Origin of the sequence: Microbacterium sp. PAMC22086 (assembly GCF_019443525.1) — a bacterium.
GTDB lineage: Bacteria > Actinomycetota > Actinomycetes > Actinomycetales > Microbacteriaceae > Microbacterium > Microbacterium maritypicum.
Genome location: NZ_CP080380.1, coordinates 2,392,480 through 2,412,547 on the forward strand (window position 1 = coordinate 2,392,480; position 20,068 = coordinate 2,412,547).

At 67.1% G+C, this 20,068-nt stretch carries 19 protein-coding genes, 1 tRNA gene and 1 pseudogene; 4 read left to right on the plus strand and 17 right to left on the minus strand.

Going from position 1 to position 20,068, the window contains the following annotated elements; translation table 11 throughout:
• Positions 1 to 11 precede the first annotated feature (11 nt).
• The 4 genes from KY497_RS11905 to KY497_RS11920 all read right to left on the minus strand — a co-directional run bounded on the left by KY497_RS11905 (position 12) and on the right by KY497_RS11920 (position 3,321).
• On the minus strand, positions 12 to 1,142 hold the full coding sequence (locus KY497_RS11905; protein WP_219869123.1) for an FAD-binding oxidoreductase: 1,131 nt from the start codon (positions 1,140 to 1,142) through the stop codon (positions 12 to 14).
• 142 nt (positions 1,143 to 1,284) lie between these two features.
• Positions 1,285 to 1,587, minus strand: coding sequence for a putative quinol monooxygenase (locus KY497_RS11910; protein ID WP_218682395.1), 303 nt, complete (start codon positions 1,585 to 1,587; stop codon positions 1,285 to 1,287).
• Positions 1,584 to 2,153 carry a type 1 glutamine amidotransferase domain-containing protein gene (locus KY497_RS11915; protein ID WP_218682396.1) on the minus strand — a complete coding sequence of 190 codons (570 nt, stop codon included), beginning with the start codon at positions 2,151 to 2,153 and terminating at the stop codon, positions 1,584 to 1,586. The genes KY497_RS11910 and KY497_RS11915 overlap by 4 nt, the downstream gene beginning before the upstream one ends.
• Position 2,154: 1 nt before the next feature.
• Positions 2,155 to 3,321: a glutathione-independent formaldehyde dehydrogenase gene (locus KY497_RS11920; RefSeq protein WP_218682397.1), complete on the minus strand. Its 1,167-nt coding sequence runs from the start codon at positions 3,319 to 3,321 to the stop codon at positions 2,155 to 2,157.
• 546 nt (positions 3,322 to 3,867) lie between these two features.
• Between KY497_RS11920 and KY497_RS11925 the strand changes: the two genes are divergently transcribed.
• Positions 3,868 to 4,401 carry an AAA family ATPase gene (locus tag KY497_RS11925; RefSeq protein WP_219869124.1) on the plus strand — a complete coding sequence of 178 codons (534 nt, stop codon included), beginning with the start codon at positions 3,868 to 3,870 and terminating at the stop codon, positions 4,399 to 4,401.
• Between the two features lie 153 nt (positions 4,402 to 4,554).
• Positions 4,555 to 5,880 (plus strand): nitrate/nitrite transporter, encoded by a 1,326-nt coding sequence (locus tag KY497_RS11930; RefSeq protein WP_219869125.1) that lies wholly within the window; start codon positions 4,555 to 4,557, stop codon positions 5,878 to 5,880.
• An 89-nt stretch (positions 5,881 to 5,969) separates the two neighbouring features.
• On the opposite strand, the gene KY497_RS11935 is transcribed toward KY497_RS11930, so the two are convergent.
• From KY497_RS11935 to polA, 6 genes and pseudogenes are all read right to left on the minus strand, one after another.
• Complete coding sequence (locus tag KY497_RS11935) at positions 5,970 to 6,716, minus strand: SUMF1/EgtB/PvdO family nonheme iron enzyme (RefSeq protein ID WP_219869126.1); 747 nt, start codon at positions 6,714 to 6,716, stop codon at positions 5,970 to 5,972.
• Between the two features lie 31 nt (positions 6,717 to 6,747).
• Entirely contained in the window at positions 6,748 to 7,503 is a 756-nt protein-coding gene (locus KY497_RS11940) for an SGNH/GDSL hydrolase family protein (protein WP_218682438.1), read from the minus strand.
• A gap of 34 nt (positions 7,504 to 7,537) precedes the next feature.
• Complete coding sequence (locus KY497_RS11945; protein WP_141386730.1) at positions 7,538 to 8,890, minus strand: MFS transporter; 1,353 nt, start codon at positions 8,888 to 8,890, stop codon at positions 7,538 to 7,540.
• 47 nt (positions 8,891 to 8,937) lie between these two features.
• Positions 8,938 to 9,972, minus strand: coding sequence for an LLM class flavin-dependent oxidoreductase (locus KY497_RS11950; protein ID WP_219869127.1), 1,035 nt, complete (start codon positions 9,970 to 9,972; stop codon positions 8,938 to 8,940).
• A 54-nt stretch (positions 9,973 to 10,026) separates the two neighbouring features.
• Positions 10,027 to 11,701, minus strand: a pseudogene (locus KY497_RS11955) (DUF885 domain-containing protein).
• A 41-nt stretch (positions 11,702 to 11,742) separates the two neighbouring features.
• Entirely contained in the window at positions 11,743 to 14,376 is a 2,634-nt protein-coding gene (gene polA, locus KY497_RS11960; RefSeq protein ID WP_219869128.1) for a DNA polymerase I, read from the minus strand.
• A gap of 45 nt (positions 14,377 to 14,421) precedes the next feature.
• On the opposite strand from polA, the gene KY497_RS11965 reads away from it, so the two are divergent.
• The gene (locus KY497_RS11965; RefSeq protein ID WP_017830604.1) at positions 14,422 to 14,850 is read left to right on the plus strand and encodes a hotdog fold thioesterase; all 429 of its coding nucleotides are present in this window, start codon (positions 14,422 to 14,424) and stop codon (positions 14,848 to 14,850) included.
• On the opposite strand, the gene KY497_RS16910 is transcribed toward KY497_RS11965, so the two are convergent.
• Genes KY497_RS16910 through KY497_RS11975 form a run of 3 tightly spaced genes read right to left on the minus strand, consistent with a single transcriptional unit; the run spans position 14,825 to position 16,023 of the window.
• The gene (locus KY497_RS16910; RefSeq protein WP_308813116.1) at positions 14,825 to 15,184 is read right to left on the minus strand and encodes a GNAT family N-acetyltransferase; all 360 of its coding nucleotides are present in this window, start codon (positions 15,182 to 15,184) and stop codon (positions 14,825 to 14,827) included. The two genes, KY497_RS11965 and KY497_RS16910, sit on opposite strands and share 26 nt — an antisense overlap.
• Before the next feature lie 42 nt (positions 15,185 to 15,226).
• Positions 15,227 to 15,400 (minus strand): hypothetical protein, encoded by a 174-nt coding sequence (locus KY497_RS16915; RefSeq protein WP_308813117.1) that lies wholly within the window; start codon positions 15,398 to 15,400, stop codon positions 15,227 to 15,229.
• Between the two features lie 2 nt (positions 15,401 to 15,402).
• The gene (locus KY497_RS11975) at positions 15,403 to 16,023 is read right to left on the minus strand and encodes an ANTAR domain-containing response regulator (protein WP_017830602.1); all 621 of its coding nucleotides are present in this window, start codon (positions 16,021 to 16,023) and stop codon (positions 15,403 to 15,405) included.
• A gap of 101 nt (positions 16,024 to 16,124) precedes the next feature.
• Between KY497_RS11975 and KY497_RS11980 the strand changes: the two genes are divergently transcribed.
• Positions 16,125 to 16,207: transfer RNA gene (locus KY497_RS11980), tRNA-Leu, on the plus strand.
• A 56-nt stretch (positions 16,208 to 16,263) separates the two neighbouring features.
• On the opposite strand, the gene adhP is transcribed toward KY497_RS11980, so the two are convergent.
• The 4 genes from adhP to KY497_RS12000 form a co-directional block, all read right to left on the minus strand.
• Positions 16,264 to 17,322 (minus strand): alcohol dehydrogenase AdhP, encoded by a 1,059-nt coding sequence (gene adhP / locus KY497_RS11985; protein ID WP_219869129.1) that lies wholly within the window; start codon positions 17,320 to 17,322, stop codon positions 16,264 to 16,266.
• A 30-nt stretch (positions 17,323 to 17,352) separates the two neighbouring features.
• Positions 17,353 to 17,511 (minus strand): hypothetical protein, encoded by a 159-nt coding sequence (locus tag KY497_RS11990; RefSeq protein ID WP_219869130.1) that lies wholly within the window; start codon positions 17,509 to 17,511, stop codon positions 17,353 to 17,355.
• A gap of 89 nt (positions 17,512 to 17,600) precedes the next feature.
• The gene (locus tag KY497_RS11995) at positions 17,601 to 18,269 is read right to left on the minus strand and encodes a response regulator transcription factor (protein WP_219869131.1); all 669 of its coding nucleotides are present in this window, start codon (positions 18,267 to 18,269) and stop codon (positions 17,601 to 17,603) included.
• Positions 18,266 to 19,840, minus strand: a complete 1,575-nt coding sequence (locus KY497_RS12000) for a GAF domain-containing protein (protein ID WP_219869132.1) — start codon at positions 19,838 to 19,840, stop codon at positions 18,266 to 18,268. Before KY497_RS12000 ends, KY497_RS11995 begins: the two co-directional genes overlap by 4 nt.
• Between the last annotated feature and the right edge of the window lie 228 nt (positions 19,841 to 20,068).

Here is a 20,068-nt window from a genome sequence, read left to right on the forward strand (position 1 = left end):
GGAGACACGCCCTAGCTCTGGGCCTCGCCGAGGCGTGCTTCGGGCGTGAGGTCGGCGCGGAGACCGCCGCCGGTCGCAGCCCGGGCAAGAGCGCGACCCAGCGCAGGTGCCTGCTTGAACAAATTGTGACCGGCCACAAAAAGGACAGAGCCTGCCTCCCACACGGCCACGCCGTCCTCACTCCACGGGAGATCGGTCACCCAGCAGTGAAGGAAGTCGCGCGGCTCTGGGTGGAGACCGGGCAGCGCCCGTGTCACGTATTCGCGTGCGCGTTCGTCCAGCGATCTAATCGCCGCCGGGTCGATGAAAGTTCCGTCGTCGCGGACGCCGACGGTGTCGCTGAGTCCGACCGAATAGCTGCTGTTGCCCGGTAGCGGCGTCGCGTAGACGCCGACTTCGCCGAAGACGCCGCTGCTGTCCTGCAGGCACGCGACTCGTGCCGGGGCGGCGGCTTTCACGTCGAAGGTCAGCCGGACGTGTGCGGCAAGGCGAACCGGCAGCGACAGGCCGACGCTGCGTGCCAGACGGGCGGTTTCGCGGCCGGCGCACACGACCACCTTGGAGTAGACAGCCCGGTCGGTGACGCTGCGCACCTCGACCGTCCCGTCGGCGCGGGGATCGATGGAGATGACCTCACCTGTGGTGACGGCATCTGCGAGGGCACCCGTGAGTGCCGTGATCGCGGCTCGGGTACGGATCGCGCCGCCCGATTCGTCGAGCACAGCTGGCCCCGAGTACCCAGCGAGCAGCGGCATCCGCTGGGCGACCTCGGCCGCGTCGATCTCGTGCGCTTCCACGCCGCCGACCTGGTCGAGCACCCGCAGCCGCGCCAGGGCGCTGTCTCCGATCGCCAGGACACCGTCTGATGAGACCAGCTCGACGTCGAAGTGTTCGGCCCACTCATCCCATACGCCGCGGCTTTCGCGCGCGAAAGCGACGAGTCGCGGGTCGTCGTGGGCATGCCGGAAGATCCGCGACTCGCCTGCGGACTGACCCGTCCCGGGCACACCAGCCTCGTACAAGCGCACCGGTACGCCCTGCTCCCGCAGCGCGTACGCCGTCGCCAGACCGACGATCCCGCCCCCGATCACTGCTACCTCGGGTGAACGCGTCGTGGCAACGCCGTCGTCAGTTCCTGTCATCGCGGTTCCCCGATCTGTTGGCGATTAGCGGTAGGACGCAAGAGAAGGGGCCGCTGCCACGGCGTCAGCGGGCTGTGCAAGCCCGAAGCCACCGCGCGCAAACGACCCCTCCTTTCTGGGCCAGTACTCCCGGTCTGTGGTGTCAGGCGGGGAGTTTGGAGCCCAGGACGTCGAGCTTCTCGATCGTCGGCTCGCTGAACAGTTTGCCCGTCTGCTCGCCGAGAGCGGTCGCGACTGCGCCGGACAGGTGCGCGTCGCGGCCGGCGTCATCGGGGAACACGTCGAAGATCCCGAATGAGGACGGGCCGAGACGGATCGCGAACCACGCGGTGGTCGCCTGCTCGTCCTCAACAAGCGCACGGCCGCTGTCAAGGAACTCCTTCACGTCGTCCTCCTTCCCGGGCAACGCGTCGAACCTGACCATCAATCCCTTGGTCACACTCATGACTGCTCCTCTTCCTTTGTCGTGGTGCCCGCGAGTTGGGTCACTATCGCCTCGGAGAACGCCGGCAGGTCCTCCGGCGAACGGCTGGTGATCAGGTTCCCATCCACCACGACGTCCTGGTCGACGACGTCCGCACCAGCGTTGCGCAGGTCCGTGCGGATGCTCGGGAACGACGTCAGGGTGCGACCGGCGGCCACGCCGGCCTCGATCAACGTCCACGGTCCGTGACAGATCGCAGCAACGGGCTTGCCGCTCTCGACGAAGTCGCGGACGAAGGAGACGGCGTCCTTGTCGACCCGGAGCTGGTCGGGGTTCACCGTGCCGCCGGGAAGCAGCAGGGCGTCGTAGTCGCCCACCGAGGCGTCGGCGACCAACCCGTCGACGGTGAACGTGCCCGCTTCATCCAGGTCGTTCTCACGGGCCTTGATCTCGCCGTCGTGGATCGATAGGACCTCGGTCTGAGCGCCGGCCCGTTCCAGTGCTTCGCGGGGTTGCTCGAGCTCAACGCGCTCGACTCCGTCGGCGGCGAGGATCGCGACTCTCTTGCCCTGCAGCGTCTCGGCCATATCAGTTCGCCTTCTTCTCGGTCGACATCCCGGGCTTGATGAGAACCTTGGTCCAACCCTTGGACCTGGCGTCGAAGTTCTTGTAGGCATCGGCAGCCTGGTCCAGCGAGATCTCGTGGGAGACGATCCACGAGGGGGTCGCCTTGCCGGCCGCGATCAAGTCCCGGAGCTGTCGGTTGTACCGCTTGACCGGGGCCTGTCCGTTTCCCATGGTCTGCCCCTTGAACCAGTGTGTGCCGAAATCGATGGCCGCCTTTCCCTGCCTGGCGAGATCATCCTTGCCTCCAGGGTCCTGGGGGACGAACACGCCGACGGTGCCGATTCTTCCGGTGAAGCGGACCGAGTTGATGAGCATGTTCAGGGTGGCGGCGGTGTCCTCGTTGCCCTGGGGATCGTGGGCCTGGTAGCCCACGCATTCGCAGCCACGGTCAGCTCCGAGCCCCATCGTCTCGTCGAGAACAGCTTGCACGGGGTCGACCTTGGAGTCGTCGATGGCAATCGCGCCGATCTGCTCGGCCAGCGCGAGCCGGTCAGGGTGGCGATCGACCACCATCACCTTTGCGGCACCCTTGATCGTCGCGGACAGGGCGGCCATCAGCCCGACCGGACCCGCCCCGGCGATCACGACGCTGTCACCGGGGATCACGCCGGCCATCTCGGTGGCGTGGTAGCCGGTGGGAAAGATGTCAGAGAGCATGACGTAGTCGTTCTCCTTCTCCTCCGCATCCTCGCCCAGGCGCAGCGCGTTGTGGTCACCGAAAGGCACGCGGAGCAGCTCCGCTTGGCCACCGCCATAAGAACCCATGTCGGCGAACCCATAGGCCGCACCCGCGAATGATGGGTCGGGCTGGGTGGTGAGGCAGTAGTTGGTCAGGCCGCGTTCGCAGTTCTTACAGAATCCGCACGAGATGTTGAACGGGAGCACAACCCGGTCTCCGACCCTGACCTTCTCCACGCCACTACCGACCTCGATGACCTCCCCCATGTTCTCGTGACCGAACGTCCGGCCTACCTCGAAGGAGGTCCGCCCCTCGTACATGTGGAGGTCCGAGCCGCAGATGTTCGTCGTCGTCACCCTGACCAGCACATCGGTGGGTCGCTCGATCTTCGCGTCCGGGACATCCTTCGTGCTGACCTGACGGGGTCCCTCGTACACTACTGCTTTCATGTCTACTCCGATCAAATGGTGTTGCTCGAGAACCTACTGGCCTCGATAGCCTGCTGGTAGGGCATTGACAACGCCAGCCCTTCGCGAGACATTGAACGCCCGCCGAAACCACGTTCTGATGTGCGTTTTCGGCGCGATCCGTGGGCTCTATCGCGAGTGCACCGTAAACGTTCGTTTCTGGCGACCGGGCCGACGAGGACCATCAAGCGCGCGACACGCCGAAGCGTGACCCGCCGAAACCCCCCGCCGAAACCTAACCGCACCGAAACGCGTGTGGTACGTATTCGGCGGAGTGTCGGACGGGCGTTCTCGACAGCGAATACGCCGGTCACGATTACGCCGGGTCACCAGTAGTGGAAACCGACCCATCCCCGATCACCGAACATCCCGCGCCGGCAGCGATGAGAAACCGCTTCGGGTATGCGCCCCCGGGCGCACAGCAGGCTCGGGCGTGTGAGAGTGCGGCATCTGCCCATTCAACACGGCCAGCCGTCATCAGGCGTGATGATCATCGGCCTTCCCGCCACGGGTTGCGAGAATGGTTCGATGGCTGACACCGGCAGTGACTCCACCCGTCTCGTCATCTTGCGCGGCGACGCGGCGTCGGGCAAGACGACGACGGCGACGGCGCTGCGGCCGAAGCTCGGTGAGCGAGTGGCTCTCATCTCGCAGGATCACTTTCGCCGGGAGCTGCTGCACGACCCCGATCGGCTGAGGCGGTCCAGGGATGCCAGCGTCCTGATCGTCGGCGCTGCCCGACAGGCACTCGACCTCGGATACGACGTGATTCTCGATGGGGTCTTCAACCTGCGCGACTACTCCGACGTCTTCGAGAGCTTGTATCGCGACCACCGCGGGACGACGTGCATCTACCAGTTCGACGTCGGTCTCGACGAGACGCTCCGGCGCCACGCGGGGAGGCCGCTCGCGAACGACTTCGGTGAGGACAGGATCCGCGAATGGCACGACGGGTGGCAACCACTCCCCTGGTTCGATGAGCGGCGGGTCGGACCGGAGACGACTACCGAAGAACTCGTGAAGATCATCGTGGAAGACCTCAGCGGCGGCATGGGCATGTGATTGCGCCACACGCGATCACCGGATGGCGGAGGAGACCGACATCGACGAGTCCGCCCTCTTGCGCTACCGCGGTCGCAGCTGGCTGTAGACGAGCATGTCCTTGCGCTCATCACCGATCGTCTGCCATGTTCCCGGAGGAGTAACGTTGGGGAGGTGCAGCAGGTCTCCCACTCCCCCGTCTCGACACCGGGGTGGCGAGCATGGCTGATCTGGTCCGTCGGAGTCGCGGCATATGTGCTCGCGATCACGAACCGCACATCTCTCGGCGCCGTGGGCGTCGAAGCGGCGGACCGGTTCCAAGCGGATGCGTCGACGCTGGCGCTGTTCGCCGTGGTGCAGCTCGCCGTCTACGGCGGCATGCAGATCCCCGTCGGTATTCTGCTGGATCGCTTCGGGTCGCGTCCGATCATGACGGTCGGCATGTTACTCATGGCCGCGGGCCAGCTGACCATGGCGCTCTCCCCCAGCATCGGCGTCGCGATCTTCGCACGCGTGCTGCTCGGCGCAGGCGACGCCGCGATCTTCCCCGCTGTACTGCGTCTGGTGGCGACCTGGTTTCCTGCGCAACGAGGGCCGATCATGGTCCAGTTCACCGGCATCATCGGCCAGACCGGCCAGCTGATCGCCCTGGTTCCCGTCGCTGCACTCCTGCACGCCACCAGCTGGAGCATCACCTTCGGCAGCATCGCCGGCCTCGGCGTGCTCTTCACGATCCTCGTCGCCTTGGTCATCCGCAACCATCCCGCAGAGCGCGGTGCCGACGTGACAGTGAACACCGATACCGGCGTCATCCGCGTCGTCACCTCCGCGATAGATACCGGAGTCGGCATACGCGCAGCCTGGGCGCACCCGGGAACGCGTCTCGCGTTCTGGTCGCACTTCACCACGCCGTTCGCGGGCACCGCGTTCGTCCTCCTCTGGGGTATGCCGTTCCTCACCGCTGCGGAGGGACTCGATACCGCGCACGCCGCAGGCATCATCTCGGTATATGTCGTTGCAGGCATGCTTCTCGGGCCGATCATCGGCGATCTCTCCCGCCGGCTGCCGAATCACCGATCCCTCGCTCTCGTGCTCCCCGCCGTCGGAGTGCAGATGGTCGCCTGGATCGCCGTCATCGCCCTGCCAGGCACCGCACCGAGCTGGCTCCTCTACGTACTGGCCATCGCGCTCGCGACCGGCGGACCCGCATCGATGATCGCCTTCGATCACGCGCGCACACACAACCCGTCCCACAGGCTCAGCACGGCAACCGGGGTGACGAACGCCGGCGGCTTCATCGCCGCACTCATCGCCATCTTCCTGATCGGACTCGCCCTCGACCTTCAGGGCGCCGGCACTCCCGAGACCTATTCGCTCGATGCCTTCCGGATCGCGTTCCTCATGCCGATCCCCCTCTGGATCATCGGCACCGTGTTCATCCTCATCGAACGCAAGCGGACGCGGATCCGCATGGGTCTGGATCCCGAACGGCGGCGCTGAACCTCAATCCGCACAGCGTTTCCCGCTGCGTGGCTCGAAATCCGCGCGCGGAGTCCGGTGCGGTCACGGCGGCGCTGAAGACGGTGAGATCACCGACCGCGCGGGGTCCAACCGGAGGGAAGCGGCCCCTCCTGCACGGCTCGCTCCCGGTCGGCCCGTGCGGACCAGCCCTGTGCACGGTCGACCGTGTCGAATGCACCACGAGCCAGTCGGAGACCGACATTGTCGTGATGCATGCGCGGCGCGCCCCCACGGCGGACAGATGCGCGCACGCTCCAGGCGTCGTCAGCGAAGCCGCCGCCACGGAACACGCGGTAGTCGTCGTAGCGGGCGGGGTCCAACAGGTCCCAGCACCATTCCCAGACGTTGCCGAGCGTGTCGAAGAGACCGTGGAGGTTCGGCAGTTTGCCGCCGATGTCCTGCGGCGACGAGACGCCGTCAGCGCTCGTCCACGCGGCGTCGGCAAGAGGCGCATAGTGCGGGCCGGTGGACCCCGCCCGGCACGCGAACTCCCACTCCGCTTCGGTGGGCAACCGGTACCCGTCTGCGGTCGTGTCCCAGGAGACGTCCTCACCATCGAACAGGTAGACCCGATCCAGGCCCTCCCACTCGGATGCGGCGTTGCAGAAGTGGATGGCGCGCAGCCAGCTGAGGTCGGATGCGGGGCGACGAGGGTGGCGCACCGGGATGCCCAGCACCTCTGCGAGCTGCTCCTCCGTCACTGGATACACGCCGATCTCGAAAGGCTCCAGGGTGACCTCGCGCTGTTCCTCGCGACGTGCGTCCCGCAGTGTCAGCACGCCGGCGGGGATGCGGGCGAACACGAAGTCGCTCACCGGTCCCCCGCGTCCGAGCGACGGACTCGATTCACGAGGGCACTCGCTCTACCCAGGACGGGAACTTGGCCGTGCGACCGTCGCCGGAGGATGTGCGGGTCACGCGCCGCCGGACCCAGGGGCCCACGAACTCCCGATAATAGGCGAGCCCCGACGGCCCCGCACCGAGGCGATCGCTCGGCGCCCACCAAGTCTCCGGCGGCTCGAAGCCGAGAGCATGCAGCACCCGAGCCGCCACACGGTGATGGCCCGCCGCGTTCATGTGCAGCCGGTCGTCCGCCCAGTAGGCGCCACGGGAGAGCTCACGATCCGGCCAGTTGAATGCACGGACCACATCGGGGCGCTCTTCGATCCGTCGAAGCACGGCATCAGAGAGGAGATCTCCGCGCCGTTGAACGAGGGATCCCATCGGAAGCTGTCCACTCGGGTTCGCCCCCGAGAGCAGGATCATGGTCACCCCCTCCTCGTCGCACCGGCGCAGCACGCGGCTGAAGGCATCGGCGATGTGCTCGACATCGGTGCGTGGGCGAAGCATGTCGTTGCCTCCGCCGTTGAAGGAGAGATGTGTCGGCCTCAGCGCGAGCGCGGGCTCGAGCTGCTGCTCGACGATCGGCCAGGCGAGCTTGCCTCTGATCGCAAGGTTGGCGTACTGGATCGAGTGCCCAGCGGCATCCGCCCACCCTTGAGCCGCGAGATCCGCCCAGCCGCGCTCACGCCCACCCGGGAGGACATCGCCGACCCCCTCGGTGAAGGAATCGCCGATCGCCACGAACCGCACATCTGCCATCGTCCCAGCCTATTGCGGCAGACGAGAGCAGGCGTCAACGATCGTCGAGCGCCTGCCCGCCGCGGTCGACGAGCCCCCATGCGGCGGACGCAGCACCGAGGAAGCACACCCCGAACACCGCGAACAGCAGCGGCGCTCCACCAGCGAGCAGCAGCGCCGGAACGGAGAGCGGCGCCACGATCGATGCGATGCGACCCACTCCTGCCGCCCAACCGGCACCCGTTCCCCGCAGGGAGGTGGGATAGATCTCGGGGGTCACTGCGTACAGGGCTCCCCAGGCACCCAGGTTGAAGAACGACAGAGCCATGCCCGCGGCGATGATGGCCCCCTCGGTCGTCGCCGTGCCGAAGACCACTGCAGACACCGCAGAACCGAGCAGGAACACCGACAGCGTCAGCCGACGCCCCCACACCTCGATCAGCCACGCCGCGACCGCATAGCCCGGCAGCTGGGCCAGCGTGATGATGAGGGTGAAACCGAACGAACGCACCAGATCGAACCCGGCATCCACGAGAATGCTCGGTATCCAGATGAACGCCCCGTAGTAGGCGAAGTTGACGCCCAACCACACCACCCACAGGCACAGTGTGCGCACTCGGAACTCCGGGTTCCAGAGCGTTGCCAGCCGCGCGCGTGCGGTGACCGCGATCGCACGTGATGCCGGCTCCTTGCGGACAGCGGGGGCACCGCCCACCCCGGCATCGGCCTCGAACGCCGAGACGATGCGGTCTGCTTCCGCGATGCGTCCTCGCGAGGCGAGCCAGCGGGGCGATTCCGGCATCCGCCACCGGACGAAGAGCGCGTACACGGCAGGGATCGCGCCGAGCGCGAAGGCCCAGCGCCACCCGTCGTCGGAGGCCGGTATGACGAGGAAGCCGATCACCGCGGCCGCGGTCCATCCGAGTGCCCAGAAGGCCTCCAGCACCACGATCAGCCGGCCGCGGATCCGGGCCGGAGCGAACTCGCTCACATACGTCGAAGCGACCGGGAGCTCGGCGCCGAGACCGAGACCGACCAGGAAGCGCAGAACGAGCAGTGCCGCGAGACCTCCGACGAGCGCGCTGGCACCGGTCGCGATGCCGTACACGAGCAGCGTGAGCGCGAACACCTGCCGTCGTCCGAAACGATCCGCCAGCAGACCACCGAGCGTCGCGCCGATGGCCATGCCGATGAACCCGACCGAGGCGATCCAACCGGCTTCGCCCTTCGTCAGCCCCCACTGCTGCGTGAGAGCGGCGAGGATGAAGGAGATCAGACCGACATCCATCGCGTCCAAAGCCCAGCCGAGCCCCGACCCCGTCAGGAGGCGCAGGTGGCGACGGGTGAACGGCAGGACGTCCAGGCGCTCGGCCAGAGATGAGCGGCTCGGCAAGGCGGTATTGGCCATGCTCTTCATCGTAGAGCCGAGCACCCGACGTCCCGCACCCGATGACGTCAGTCCTGAGCGTCGAGGATCCGCTTCACCCGCGGGATCACCTCGGTGCCGTACAGCTCGATGCTGCGCATCATCGACTCGTGCGACAGGGTGCCTGTGGCGTACTTCAAGTCGAACCGGCCGAGTCCCAGCGTCGTGATCGTGTCGGCGATCTTCGCCGCGACGCGATCCGGCGAGCCCGCGTAGATCGCTCCTTCAGGACCGATGTCGTTCTGGAAGCGCGCACGGCTGTATGCCGGCCATCCGCGCTCACGTCCGATCGTGTTGTTCATGGCCTCGAAACCGGAGTAGGCGGCATCCCAGGCCTCCGCATCCGTCTCGGCGATGTGGCCGGGCGAATGCACCGAGACGGGGTGCGACGTCGTGCCGAAGGAGGCCACGGAGCGGTGGTACAGGTCGACGAAGGGCTTGAACCGCTCCGCTGATCCCCCGATGATCGCGAGCATCAGGCCGAGGCCATGGCGTGCGACACGGACGACCGACTCAGGGCTGCCCCCCACACCGACCCAGGTGCGCAGACCCTTCTCGGTCTTCGGGAACACGTTCGCGTTCTCGAGCGAAGCGCGCATGGTGCCCGACCACGTCACCGGCTCCTCCTTGAGGAGCTCGACGAACAGCTCGAGCTTCTGCTCGAAGAGTGCGTCGTAGTCGCGGAGGTCATAGCCGAACAATGGGAACGACTCGATGAAGGAGCCGCGGCCGAGAACCACCTCGGCACGACCGTTCGAGAGGGCATCCAACGTCGAGAACCGCTCGAAAACGCGCACAGGGTCGTCGGACGAGAGCACCGTCACCGCCGTGCCCAAACGGATGTGCGTGGTGCGGGCCGCGATAGCGGCCAGCACCATCTCCGGGGCAGAGACCGCGAACTCCGCGCGGTGGTGCTCCCCCACCCCGAAGAAGTCCACACCGACCGTGTCGGCCAGCTCTGCCTGCGCGACGATGTTGCGGATCGTCTGCGCGCCGGTGAGGAGTTCTCCGTCCACGTTCCTGGTGATGTCGCCGAACGTGTCCAACCCGAATTCGATGCTCATGTCATCCCTTCCTATTCAGATGAATGAACACGCCTCGGCCGGACCGCATTCCCGTCAGCGTGGAAGCAAGGCGCTGCGCAGCGTGTCGAGGCCGACACCGCCCATGTCGAGTGCGCGCTTGTGGAAGTCCTTGAACGAGAACGCATCGCCTTCGGCTGCGCGGACGCCGTCACGGACCTGTTCCCAGATACGCTGACCGACCTTGTAGGACGGCGCCTGACCAGGCCAGCCCAGGTAGCGATTCACCTCGAACTGCACGAACTGATCGGACATGTTCACGTTCCGGCGCATGAAGTCCAGTGCGTACTCGGCGTCCCAGACACCCGTACCGTCGAGTCGCGGCTTGCCCAGGTGCACACCGATGTCGAGCACCACGCGGGCGGCCCGCAGACGCTGCCCGTCGAGCATGCCGAGACGGTCGGCGGGATCGTCGAGGTAGCCCAGCTGCTCCATCAGACGCTCGGCATACAGAGCCCAGCCCTCGGCATGACCCGAGGTGCCGGCGAGCAGACGGCGCCAGGAGTTGAGCTCGGCCCGGTTGTACACGGCCTGGGCGATCTGGAGGTGGTGTCCCGGCACGCCCTCATGGAACACCGTGGTCAGCTCGCGCCAGGTGTCGAACTCGGTGACGCCCTCGGGGACCGACCACCACATGCGGCCGGGGCGGGAGAAGTCGTCCGTCGGCCCGGTGTAGTAGATGCCGCCCTCCTGCGTGGGGGCGATCATGCACTCGAGGGTGCGGATGGCCTCCGGGATGTCGAAGTGTGAGGCCCCGAGCTCGGCTACAGCGCGGTCGCTCGTCTCCTGCATCCACCTCTGGAGAGCGTCGGTGCCGACGAGCTTGCGGGCCGGGTCGGCCTCGAGGTGGGCGACGGCCTCTTCCACGGACGCACCGGGCAGGATCTCGTTCGCGATCGCGGTCTGCTCCGCCACCATGCGCGCGAGCTCCTCGCGCCCCCACTCGTACGTCTCGTCGAGGTCGATCGTCGCCCCGAGGAAGCGACGGGAGTTGAGCGCATACAGGTCGCGTCCGACCGCGTCGACCTCGCCCGTCGCGGGAGCGAGCTCTTCCACGAGGAAGCGACGAAGCTCGTCGTAGGCGACCCGTGCCGCGGCGGAGTTGTCGGCGAGGCTGCGCGAGCGAAGCGGGCAGCTGCCCCTCGTCGGGATCGGCATCGGCCACGAAGGCGGCGAAGAATCCGTCGTCAGCCGTGTAGCGGTCGATCTGCGTCGCGACCTCGACGACCTGGCGTCGCGCCGGCGTCACGCCCTCGGCGATACCGGTCCGCAGGGTCTCGATGTAACCGCGCAGTGCCTCGGGGACCGCGGCGAGCCTCGTCGCGACCACATCCCAGTTCTCGACGGTCGCGGTCGGCATCAGATCGAACGCCGCGCGCACATCCTGTGCGGCCGAGGCGATGACGTTGAGGTCCCGCAGATGCCACTTCGCGTCGTGCAGCTCGAGGTCGAGACGCAGCTCGGCTCCGAGGTCGGTCTTGGTGACCTCGTCGATCGCATCGACCGGCTCGAGTGCGGAGAGCTTGTCGAGCGTCGCGCGGGTCGCCGCGGCGATCTCCTCGTGCCCCGCCGGGCTCAGGTCGCCGAAACGGTCGTTCACCTCATCGCGGCCGATATACGTCCCGAGCGTGGGCGCCAGGACCGCGATCGTGTCGACCCATTCATCGGCGACGGCGTCGATGGCGGAGGGGGTGCGGGGAGCTGAAGTCATAGCTGTCAGCCTAATCCCCGGCCCCCTTCCGCCGCCGGACCTCAGTGCGCGGCTTCGTTCCAGTCGCGACCGCGTCCGACCTGCACGTCGAGCGGCACCGACAAGTCGGCGGCATCACCCATCCGCGCCCGCGCGATGCGCTCCGTCGCTTCCCACTCCCCGGGAGCGACCTCGACGACGAGCTCGTCGTGGATCTGGAGCAGCACGCGCGAGGAGAGCTGCTCGGAGCGGAGATCATCGTGGATGTGCAGGAGCGCGATCTTCATGATGTCTGCGGCGCTGCCCTGGATGGGGGCGTTGAGGGCCGCGCGCTCGGCGTTCTCACGCAGCACCCGGTTCGGGCTCGCCAGGTCGGGGAACGGACGACGGCGGCCGAAGATCGTCTCGGTGTAGCCTACCTCCTTCGCCTTCATGACCGACGCGCGCAGATAGTCGCGCACCGCGCCGAACCGAGCGAAGTACTCGATCATGAGCTGCTTGGCCTCGGACTGCTCGATGCGCAGCTGCTTGGAGAGGCCGAACGCGGAGAGCCCGTAGACCAGGCCGTACGACATCGCCTTGACCTTGGTGCGCATGGCCGCCGTCACCTCGCTCGGCTCGACTCCGAAGACCCGCGCACCGACGAAACGGTGCAGGTCTTCCCCGCTGTTGAACGCCTCGATGAGGCCTTCGTCGCCGGAGAGGTGCGCCATGATGCGCATCTCGATCTGCGAGTAATCGGCGGTGAGAAGCGCCTCGTAGCCCTCGCCCACTTCGAACGCGCTGCGGATGCGACGGGATTCCTCGGTACGCACCGGGATGTTCTGCAGGTTGGGGTCGGTGCTGGACAGACGCCCCGTCTGGCTTCCGGTCTGCACATACGTCGTGTGTACGCGGTGATCGTCGCCGATGGCGGTATCGAGCGACTCGATGATCTGACGCAGCTTGGTGGCCTCACGGTGCTGCAGCAGCAGGTTCAGGAACGGGTGGGGGTTGCTCTCCTGCAGGTCGGCGAGAACCGCGGCATCCGTCGAGTATCCGGTCTTGGTCTTTCGGGTCTTCGGCAGCTGCAGGTCTTCGAACAGGACCTCCTGCAGTTGCTTGGGCGAGCCGAGGTTGAACTCGCGTCCGACCACGGAGAAGGCCTCCTGCGCGAGCGCCTCGGCGCGGGCGGCGAGCTCTCCGGAGAACGTGGACAGCACGTCGTGCGAGACCGCGACGCCCGCGACCTCCATGTCGGCGAGGGTGAGCAGCGTCGGCAGCTCGATGTCGACCAAGACCTTGGCGACCGGCTCGGGGATGTCTTCCCGAAGAGCATCGGCGACACGCAGCGCGAACCACGCCTCCTGCGAAGGCGTCGCGCCCTCGGTCTCGGGCACGAGCTGCGACGGGTCGGCCTCGGGGAGCTTCTCGCCCAGGTAGCGCTCCACCAGGTCGGAGAGGGTCTTGTCCGGGAAGCTCGGTCGCAGCAGCCAGCCGGCGAGACTCGTGTCGTACGAAAGGCCGCCGAGGCGGATGCCTTGACGGATCAGTGCCTTCACCTGCGCCTTCGCGTCGTGGAGCACCTTCGACGCGTCGGACTCGAGCCATCCGCGCAGCGCCTCGGGCGCGGCTTCGGTCCAGTCGGATTCGCGGAGCTCGGTCAGGGTGGCGGCACCGATGCGCACGGGCACTCCGCCCTGTGTCGTGATACGGAGGGAGACTTCGCCTTCCTGTGCCGAACCCCAGGCAGCGAGCTCGGCGGGCGTCACCTCCACAGGCACAGGAAGGACGACCACGGATGCGGGATCGTCGGCGACCTCGCCCGCACCGACGGCCTCGAACACCCGCGGGAGCAGTGTGCGGAACTCCAGGCGCGCGAAGATGTCACGCACGGCCTGAGCATCGATCGGCGCGACCGCGAGATCGGCAGGGCCGACGGGAAGCTCCACGTCGGTGAGCAGACGGTTGAGTTTGCGGTTGCGGCGCACGTCGTCGATGTGATCGCGGAGGTTACCGCCGACCACACCCTTGATCTCGTCGGCTCGGGCGATCAGTTCGTCGAGCGACCCGAACTGTGTGAGCCACTTGACGGCGGTCTTCTCCCCCACCTTCGGCACACCGGGCAGGTTGTCGCTGGTCTCTCCGACGAGAGCGGCGATGTCGGGATACTGCTCCGGCCGGACCCCGTAGCGGTCCTGGACGGTCGTGGGGTCGTAGCGCTTGAGCTGGGAGACGCCCTGCACCGACGGGTACAGCAGCGTGACATCGTCGTTGACGAGCTGGATGGTGTCGCGATCGCCCGAGACGACGAGCACGTCGAAGCCCTGTTCGGCACCCTGAGACGCCAGCGTGGCGAGGATGTCGTCGGCCTCGATCCCCTCCTTCGTCAGCACCGGGATCGACATCGCGGTGAGGCACTCCTGGAGCAGGGGGATCTGCCCCTTGAACTCCTGAGGCGACTCGGAGCGCGTGGCCTTGTACTCCGGGTACTCGTCGGTGCGGAAGGAGTGACGCGAGGTGTCGAAGGCGATCGCCAGGTGCGTCGGCTGCTCGGCCTTGATGAGGTTCACCAGCATCGACAGGAAGCCGTAGATGCCGTTCGTGTGCTGGTTGTCTTTGGTCGTGAAGTTGTCGACCGGGAGGGCGAAGAAGGCACGATAGGCGAGCGAATGGCCGTCGACGACCATGAGGGTAGGCTTTGCGGAGTCCGTCACCCTGTCAGCCTAACGAGGACGACAGACACCCGCTGAGGAGGATGCATGAGCGACGTCGCGACGAGCGAGGGACTCGACTGGGCCACAGCCCGCGGAATGGGCGCTCTGGCCGAGAAGATGGGCATGGAGTTCGTCGAATTCAGCGTCGACCGCTGCGTCGCGACGATGCCGGTCGAGGGCAACACGCAGCCTGTCGGACTCATGCACGGCGGCGCCTACGTGGTCCTCGGGGAATCCCTCGGATCGATGGCGGCCAATCTGCACGCCGGTGCCGGACGGCTCGCCGTCGGCGTCGACATCAACGCGACGCACACGCGTTCGGCGACGTCGGGCGTCGTCACCGGTGTCTGCACCCCTGTCCACCTGGGACGCAGCATCACCGTGCACGAGATCGTGGTGACCGACGATCAGGGGCGACGTTGCTCCACGATCCGCATCACCAACATGATCAAGGACCTTCCCGCCGAGCGCTGAGCGGTTCCTCCAGCAGCCGCTGGAAGAGCAGGTGGTCCTGCCACTCCCCCGCGATGCGGAGGTACTTCGGCGCCATCCCGATGCGCTCGAAGCCGTTTCCTCGCAGCACGCTCTGGGAGCCGAGGTTGTGCACCAGTGTGGCCGCCTGCAGCCGATGGAGTCCCAGTTCCGTGCGCGAGTACTCGATGATCTGCGCGACGGCGCGGTGCGCGAGCCCACGACGCAGCCGCGAGACGTCGACCCAGTAGCCGAGATCGGCGCTCCAGAACGCACCACGGACGATGTTGTTGATGTTCATCCGTCCGCGGATCTCACCGCCGTCGGACGCGATCACGAAGCGGACGCTGCGACCTGCGGACGCATCGTCGACGCACTGCTACGCGTGCTGCTCCTGCGAGGCGACGGTGAAGAACGCCTCCGTGCGTGAGGGCTCCCACGGTGCGAGGTGCTCGCGGTTCGCCAGATACGCCCTCGAGAGCGCGGCGCCATCTCCGAGGCGCACGGGCCGCAGGATGTGCTCGGTATCGAGCCGGATGACCCCGGCGCTCACCCTTACTTCTTGGGCGCGAGCTGCTCGATGATCGCCTTGGCGACGTCCTGCATCGTCAGACGGCGATCCATGGAGGCCTTCTGGATCCAGCGGAACGCCTCGGGCTCGCTCAGACCCATCTTCTCGTTGAGCAGACCCTTGGCCCGATCGACGAGCTTGCGGGTCTCGAAGCGCTCGACCATGTCGGCGACCTCGGCCTCGAGCGTGATGATCTGCTCGTGGCGGGCCAGCGCGATCTCGATCGCCGGCAAGAGGTCGTTCGGAGTGAACGGCTTCACGACGTACGCGAGAGCACCGGCCTCGCTGGCACGCTCGACGAGCTCCTTCTGGCTGAAAGCCGTGAGGAGCACGACGGGGGCGATGTTGCCCTTGTGCAGCTTCTCGGCGGCGCTGATGCCGTCGAGCTGGGGCATCTTGACATCCATGATGACGAGGTCGGGGCGCAGCTCGGTCGCCAGAGCGACCGCGGTCTCTCCATCACCGGCCTCACCGACGACATCGAAGCCGTTGTCGCGGAGGATCTCGACGATGTCGAGACGGATCAGCGACTCATCTTCGGCGACGACCACGCGTCGGGGTGCGGATGACGTGGGCTGCTCAGCCTGCTCTTCTTGCTCTGTCACAGAACCATCCTAGTGGAGTGCCCCTGTCTGCAGGCCGTAACCACTCTGCGCGGAGGATCACTCCCCCTCCCCTGCGCTAAAGTCATAGACGCGACACACGAGCCGGCGTGGCGGAATGGCAGACGCGGAGCACTCAAAATGCTTTGTCCGAAAGGGCGTGTGGGTTCGAGTCCCACCGCCGGCACCCTTGATGGATGACCCTCGAACTGGGTTTTCCTCCTCAACACCGAGGTCGCCGGCTCACAGGGACGCGGCGGTCCCGTCGTGCGTCGGGACGACTTCGGCGGTGTGATACTGGAACACGAGGCGGGCCGGCACGGTCCCCGCCAGCACCTCGTCGACCGATGCGTTGACCTGGTCCAGCTCACGGGGCTCGGTGACGACCCGCGTCCGTCCGGCGGCGTGAAGGTCGAAGACCTCCGCCAGATCCTGCCTGGTCCCGACGATGGAGCCGATGATGCTGATCCCCTTGAGCACGGTGTCGAAGATCGGCACCGTGAGCTCCCCACTGGCGGGGAGGGATACCAGCACGAGCCTGCCGCCGCGGTTCAGAGAGCGGAACGCCTGGTCGAAGACCGCGGGCGCGACCGCGAGGACGACGACGACGTCGGCACCACCGAGATCTCGGATCGCAGCGACCGGATCGGCGTCGGCGGCGTTCACGACGTGGTCTGCACCCAGCTCGGATGCCAGGTCGAGTTTCTCGTCGGTGATGTCCACCGCGATGACCTTGGCACCCACCAGGCGGGCGTACTGCACCGCAAGGTGCCCGAGCCCCCCGACACCGAAGATCGCGACCGTCTCGCCCGGCGTGACATGCGCGTTCTTGATCGCCGCGTAGGTCGTGACTCCGGCGCAGGTGAGCGGCGCGGCGTCGATCGCGGTGATGCCGTCCGGAACGGGAACGGCGAAGCGGGCGTCTGCCAGCATGTACTCGGCGTAGCCGCCGTCGACGGCGTAGCCGTTGTTGTACTGGCTCTCGCAGAGGTTCTCTCGACCATCGACGCAGTACCGGCATTCGCCGCATGCGTGGCCGAGCCAGGGCATCGCGACTCTCTGTCCGACCGTGCGGCTGGTCACGCCGTCACCGAGCTGTTCGACGATGCCCACGCCTTCGTGCCCCGGGATGAGCGGGAGCGGGGGCTTGACCGGCCAATCTCCGCGCATGGCGTGGATGTCGGTGTGGCACAGTCCGCATGTCTCCACCCGGACCAGGACCTGTCCCGGACCGGGCTGTGGGATCGGACGCTCTTCCACCTGCGCCGGTGCACCGAACTCTGTGACGACTGCTGCTCGCATCATTCCTCCTGGACGGGACTCGTGGATGCTTCAAGCCTGACGCCGCCGGACCTTCTTCCCCGGGTCGAAGGTCCCACCGTGTCCCTCATGCAGGAGAGCGGTGATGTCGATCGGCTGAGTGGCGGGAAGCTGCAGATCGGCGGGATCGATCACGAGTGGACGATGTGCGGCGAAGGTCGAATCAGCCATGATGCTCCTCTGACGGTGGTGGGAGTGCTCCGACGAGACTTGCTTCTCCCGTGCGGCACCCCTGTCAGGGTCGAACGTCCCATGAACGTTCACGACGGATCGAAGCGTTCCCCCGTCGCTCGATCGGAGAAGTGCTCCGTGGCACCGTAGACGGCCGCCTGCGTGCGACGCTGCATGCCGAGCTTCGCGAGGAGACCAGAGACGTAGTTCTTGACCGTCTTCTCGGCGAGGCCGAGGCGCTCGCCGATCTGACGGTTCGTGAGTCCTTCCGCGATCAAGCGCAGAATCTGGCTCTCGCGCAGGGTCAACGGCGCCTCGGGGGCGGGAGGGGCCGTCGCGCGAGAAGCGAGTTTGGTCCGCACACGCGCTGTGACTGCCGGAGGCGTCAAGTCCTCACCGGCCGCCGCCCGGCGGATCGAGTCGATGAGAGAAGTGCCACGGATCGTCTTCAGGACATACCCCGACGCGCCGGCGATCACCGAGGCGGCGCTCGCCGCGTCGTCATCGAAGGCCGTGAGCATGAGGCATCGAATCCCGGGGTGCGCCGATCGGATGCTCCGGCAGAGATCCACGCCGCTGCCGTCCGGGAGCCGCACGTCGAGCACGACGACATCCGGCGAAGTCGCCTCCACCCGCCCGAGCGTGCCGCGCACGGTGCCGGATTCTCCGACCACCTCGAGCCCCGGCTCCGCGTCGAGGATCTGCGCGATTCCGCGACGGACGACACTGTGGTCATCCACCAGGAACACGCCGATCATCGGGAGCCCGTCGTCTCCGCCTCGAGCGGCGCCCGCCAGTGGACCCTCGTGCCGCCGAGGTCTCGGGCCGCGACCGTGCACGTGCCGCCATGCGCTCGCGCGCGCATCTCCAGATTCGCCGTCCCGCTGACGCGCTCCGGGTTCTCGGGCATACCGATCCCGTCGTCGTCGACGACGACCGTGACATGGGATGCCGTGACGGCGACGATGACCTCCGACGTCGTGGCGCGCGCATGGCGGGCGACGTTGCTCAGCGACTCGCGCACCACGGCGACGATGTCCTCACCGAGCGCGCCGGTGACGAGGAGATCGACGGGACCGGAGAACGAGACGCGGGGAGCGCTGCGAAGACTCGGGGTGAACTCGCCCACCACGTCGAGGAGACGATGACGGACCGACTCGGGGTCCGTGGTCTGAAGAGCGAAGATGGCCGTGCGGAAGTCGGAGATGGCCGCGTCGATCTCTCCGGCGTGCGCGGAGATTGCTTCGGCTCGATCAGGCGTGGTCGCTGCCAGCGCCTGCAGGCCGAGCCCTGTCCCGAACAGCCGCTGTATGACGTTGTCGTGAAGGTCTCGTGCGATCCGGGCACGATCCTCGATCAGATCCAGCCGCTGACGGTCAGCACGGGCATGCGCGAGGGCGACGGCGATGCCCGCTTGCGCGGCGAACTCCGAGAGCACCGACAGATCCTCGGACGAGAAGTGCTTCTCCTTCGCGTCGCGGACCACGCACAGGGCACCCGCGGGCGTGCCCGCGACGAGAAGGGGGACGGCGATGGTCGATCCTCCGGAGAGACGCCCTTCGAAGGAGGGCGACTCGGCAGGATCGGCGTTGGAGACGACGCTTGCGCCGCTCATCGCCCGGGCGATCAGGGAATCGCCATCGGGAACCTCCGTGCCCTCGAGCCGATCGGCACCGACTCCTCGGGCTGTCTCCACGTGGTAGCGCCCCTCCTCGGCTCCCGGCGCAACGATCAGCACCAGGTCGGCATCGATGACGGAGGCAACCTTCTCCGCCACCACGCCGAAGACGTCACCCGCGTCCGCCGAGAGCAACGCCGCGGAGATCTCAGCGAGGGCGTGGCTGAGGCGTTGAAGGCGCTGGGACTCCTCATAGCGACGCGCATTGTCTATCGCGATCGCGGCCGTGGTCGCGAGGGCAAGCACCAGCTCTTCGTCTTCGTCGGTGAACTCGCCGCCCGTGCGGTTGGTGAGATACAGATTCCCGTAAATCTCCCCGCGCACCCGGATCGGAACGCCGAGGAACGTGCGCATGACCGGATGGTGCGCGGGCAACCCCACCGATCGCGGATCGGCGCCGAGGTCGACCAGGCGGATCGGATGCGCGCTCTCGATGACCGCCCCCAGCACACCATGCCCCTCCGGAAGATCACCGATCCGATCAGCGACGTCATCCGGCATCCCGACGTGGATGAACTGCTCCAGGCGCCCCTCGCGGTCGATCACACCGAGCGCGCCGTATTGCGCATCCACCAGGGTCACGGCGGCCTCGGCGATGTGGCGAAGAACCTGTTCGAGGTCGAGGTCCTTCACGACGATCTGGCTCGGCACGGAGCAGGCTGCGCAGTCGGCCCTGGGCGCTGAGCACGTGCTGAGCTCGTTCTACCAGCTCGCCGATCGTGCTCTCCAGCTCGGATCGGCGCTGGTCGGGGAACCGAAGCTCTTCGTCGTCCATCACCCCCACTTTCCGCGGCAGTCATTGCCGACACTACTCTCGAAAGGCCTCTGCGGGACCTTCGACTCTTCAGACCCGACCTCCCTCATCAGACGATGGCAGTC

Bases quoted from the DNA above. Each gene is read 5' to 3' on its own strand.
- KY497_RS11905 (WP_219869123.1), bottom strand. From the start codon at position 1,142: ATGACAGGAACTGACGACGGCGTTGCCACGACGCGTTCACCCGAGGTA.
- KY497_RS11910 (WP_218682395.1), bottom strand. From the start codon at position 1,587: ATGAGTGTGACCAAGGGATTGATGGTCAGGTTCGACGCGTTGCCCGGG.
- KY497_RS11915 (WP_218682396.1), bottom strand. From the start codon at position 2,153: ATGGCCGAGACGCTGCAGGGCAAGAGAGTCGCGATCCTCGCCGCCGAC.
- KY497_RS11920 (WP_218682397.1), bottom strand. From the start codon at position 3,321: ATGAAAGCAGTAGTGTACGAGGGACCCCGTCAGGTCAGCACGAAGGAT.
- KY497_RS11925 (WP_219869124.1), top strand. From the start codon at position 3,868: ATGGCTGACACCGGCAGTGACTCCACCCGTCTCGTCATCTTGCGCGGC.
- KY497_RS11940 (WP_218682438.1), bottom strand. From the start codon at position 7,503: ATGGCAGATGTGCGGTTCGTGGCGATCGGCGATTCCTTCACCGAGGGG.
- KY497_RS11945 (WP_141386730.1), bottom strand. From the start codon at position 8,890: ATGGCCAATACCGCCTTGCCGAGCCGCTCATCTCTGGCCGAGCGCCTG.
- KY497_RS11950 (WP_219869127.1), bottom strand. From the start codon at position 9,972: ATGAGCATCGAATTCGGGTTGGACACGTTCGGCGACATCACCAGGAAC.
- KY497_RS11965 (WP_017830604.1), top strand. From the start codon at position 14,422: ATGAGCGACGTCGCGACGAGCGAGGGACTCGACTGGGCCACAGCCCGC.
- adhP (WP_219869129.1), bottom strand. From the start codon at position 17,322: ATGCGAGCAGCAGTCGTCACAGAGTTCGGTGCACCGGCGCAGGTGGAA.
- KY497_RS11990 (WP_219869130.1), bottom strand. From the start codon at position 17,511: ATGGCTGATTCGACCTTCGCCGCACATCGTCCACTCGTGATCGATCCC.
- KY497_RS11995 (WP_219869131.1), bottom strand. From the start codon at position 18,269: ATGATCGGCGTGTTCCTGGTGGATGACCACAGTGTCGTCCGTCGCGGA.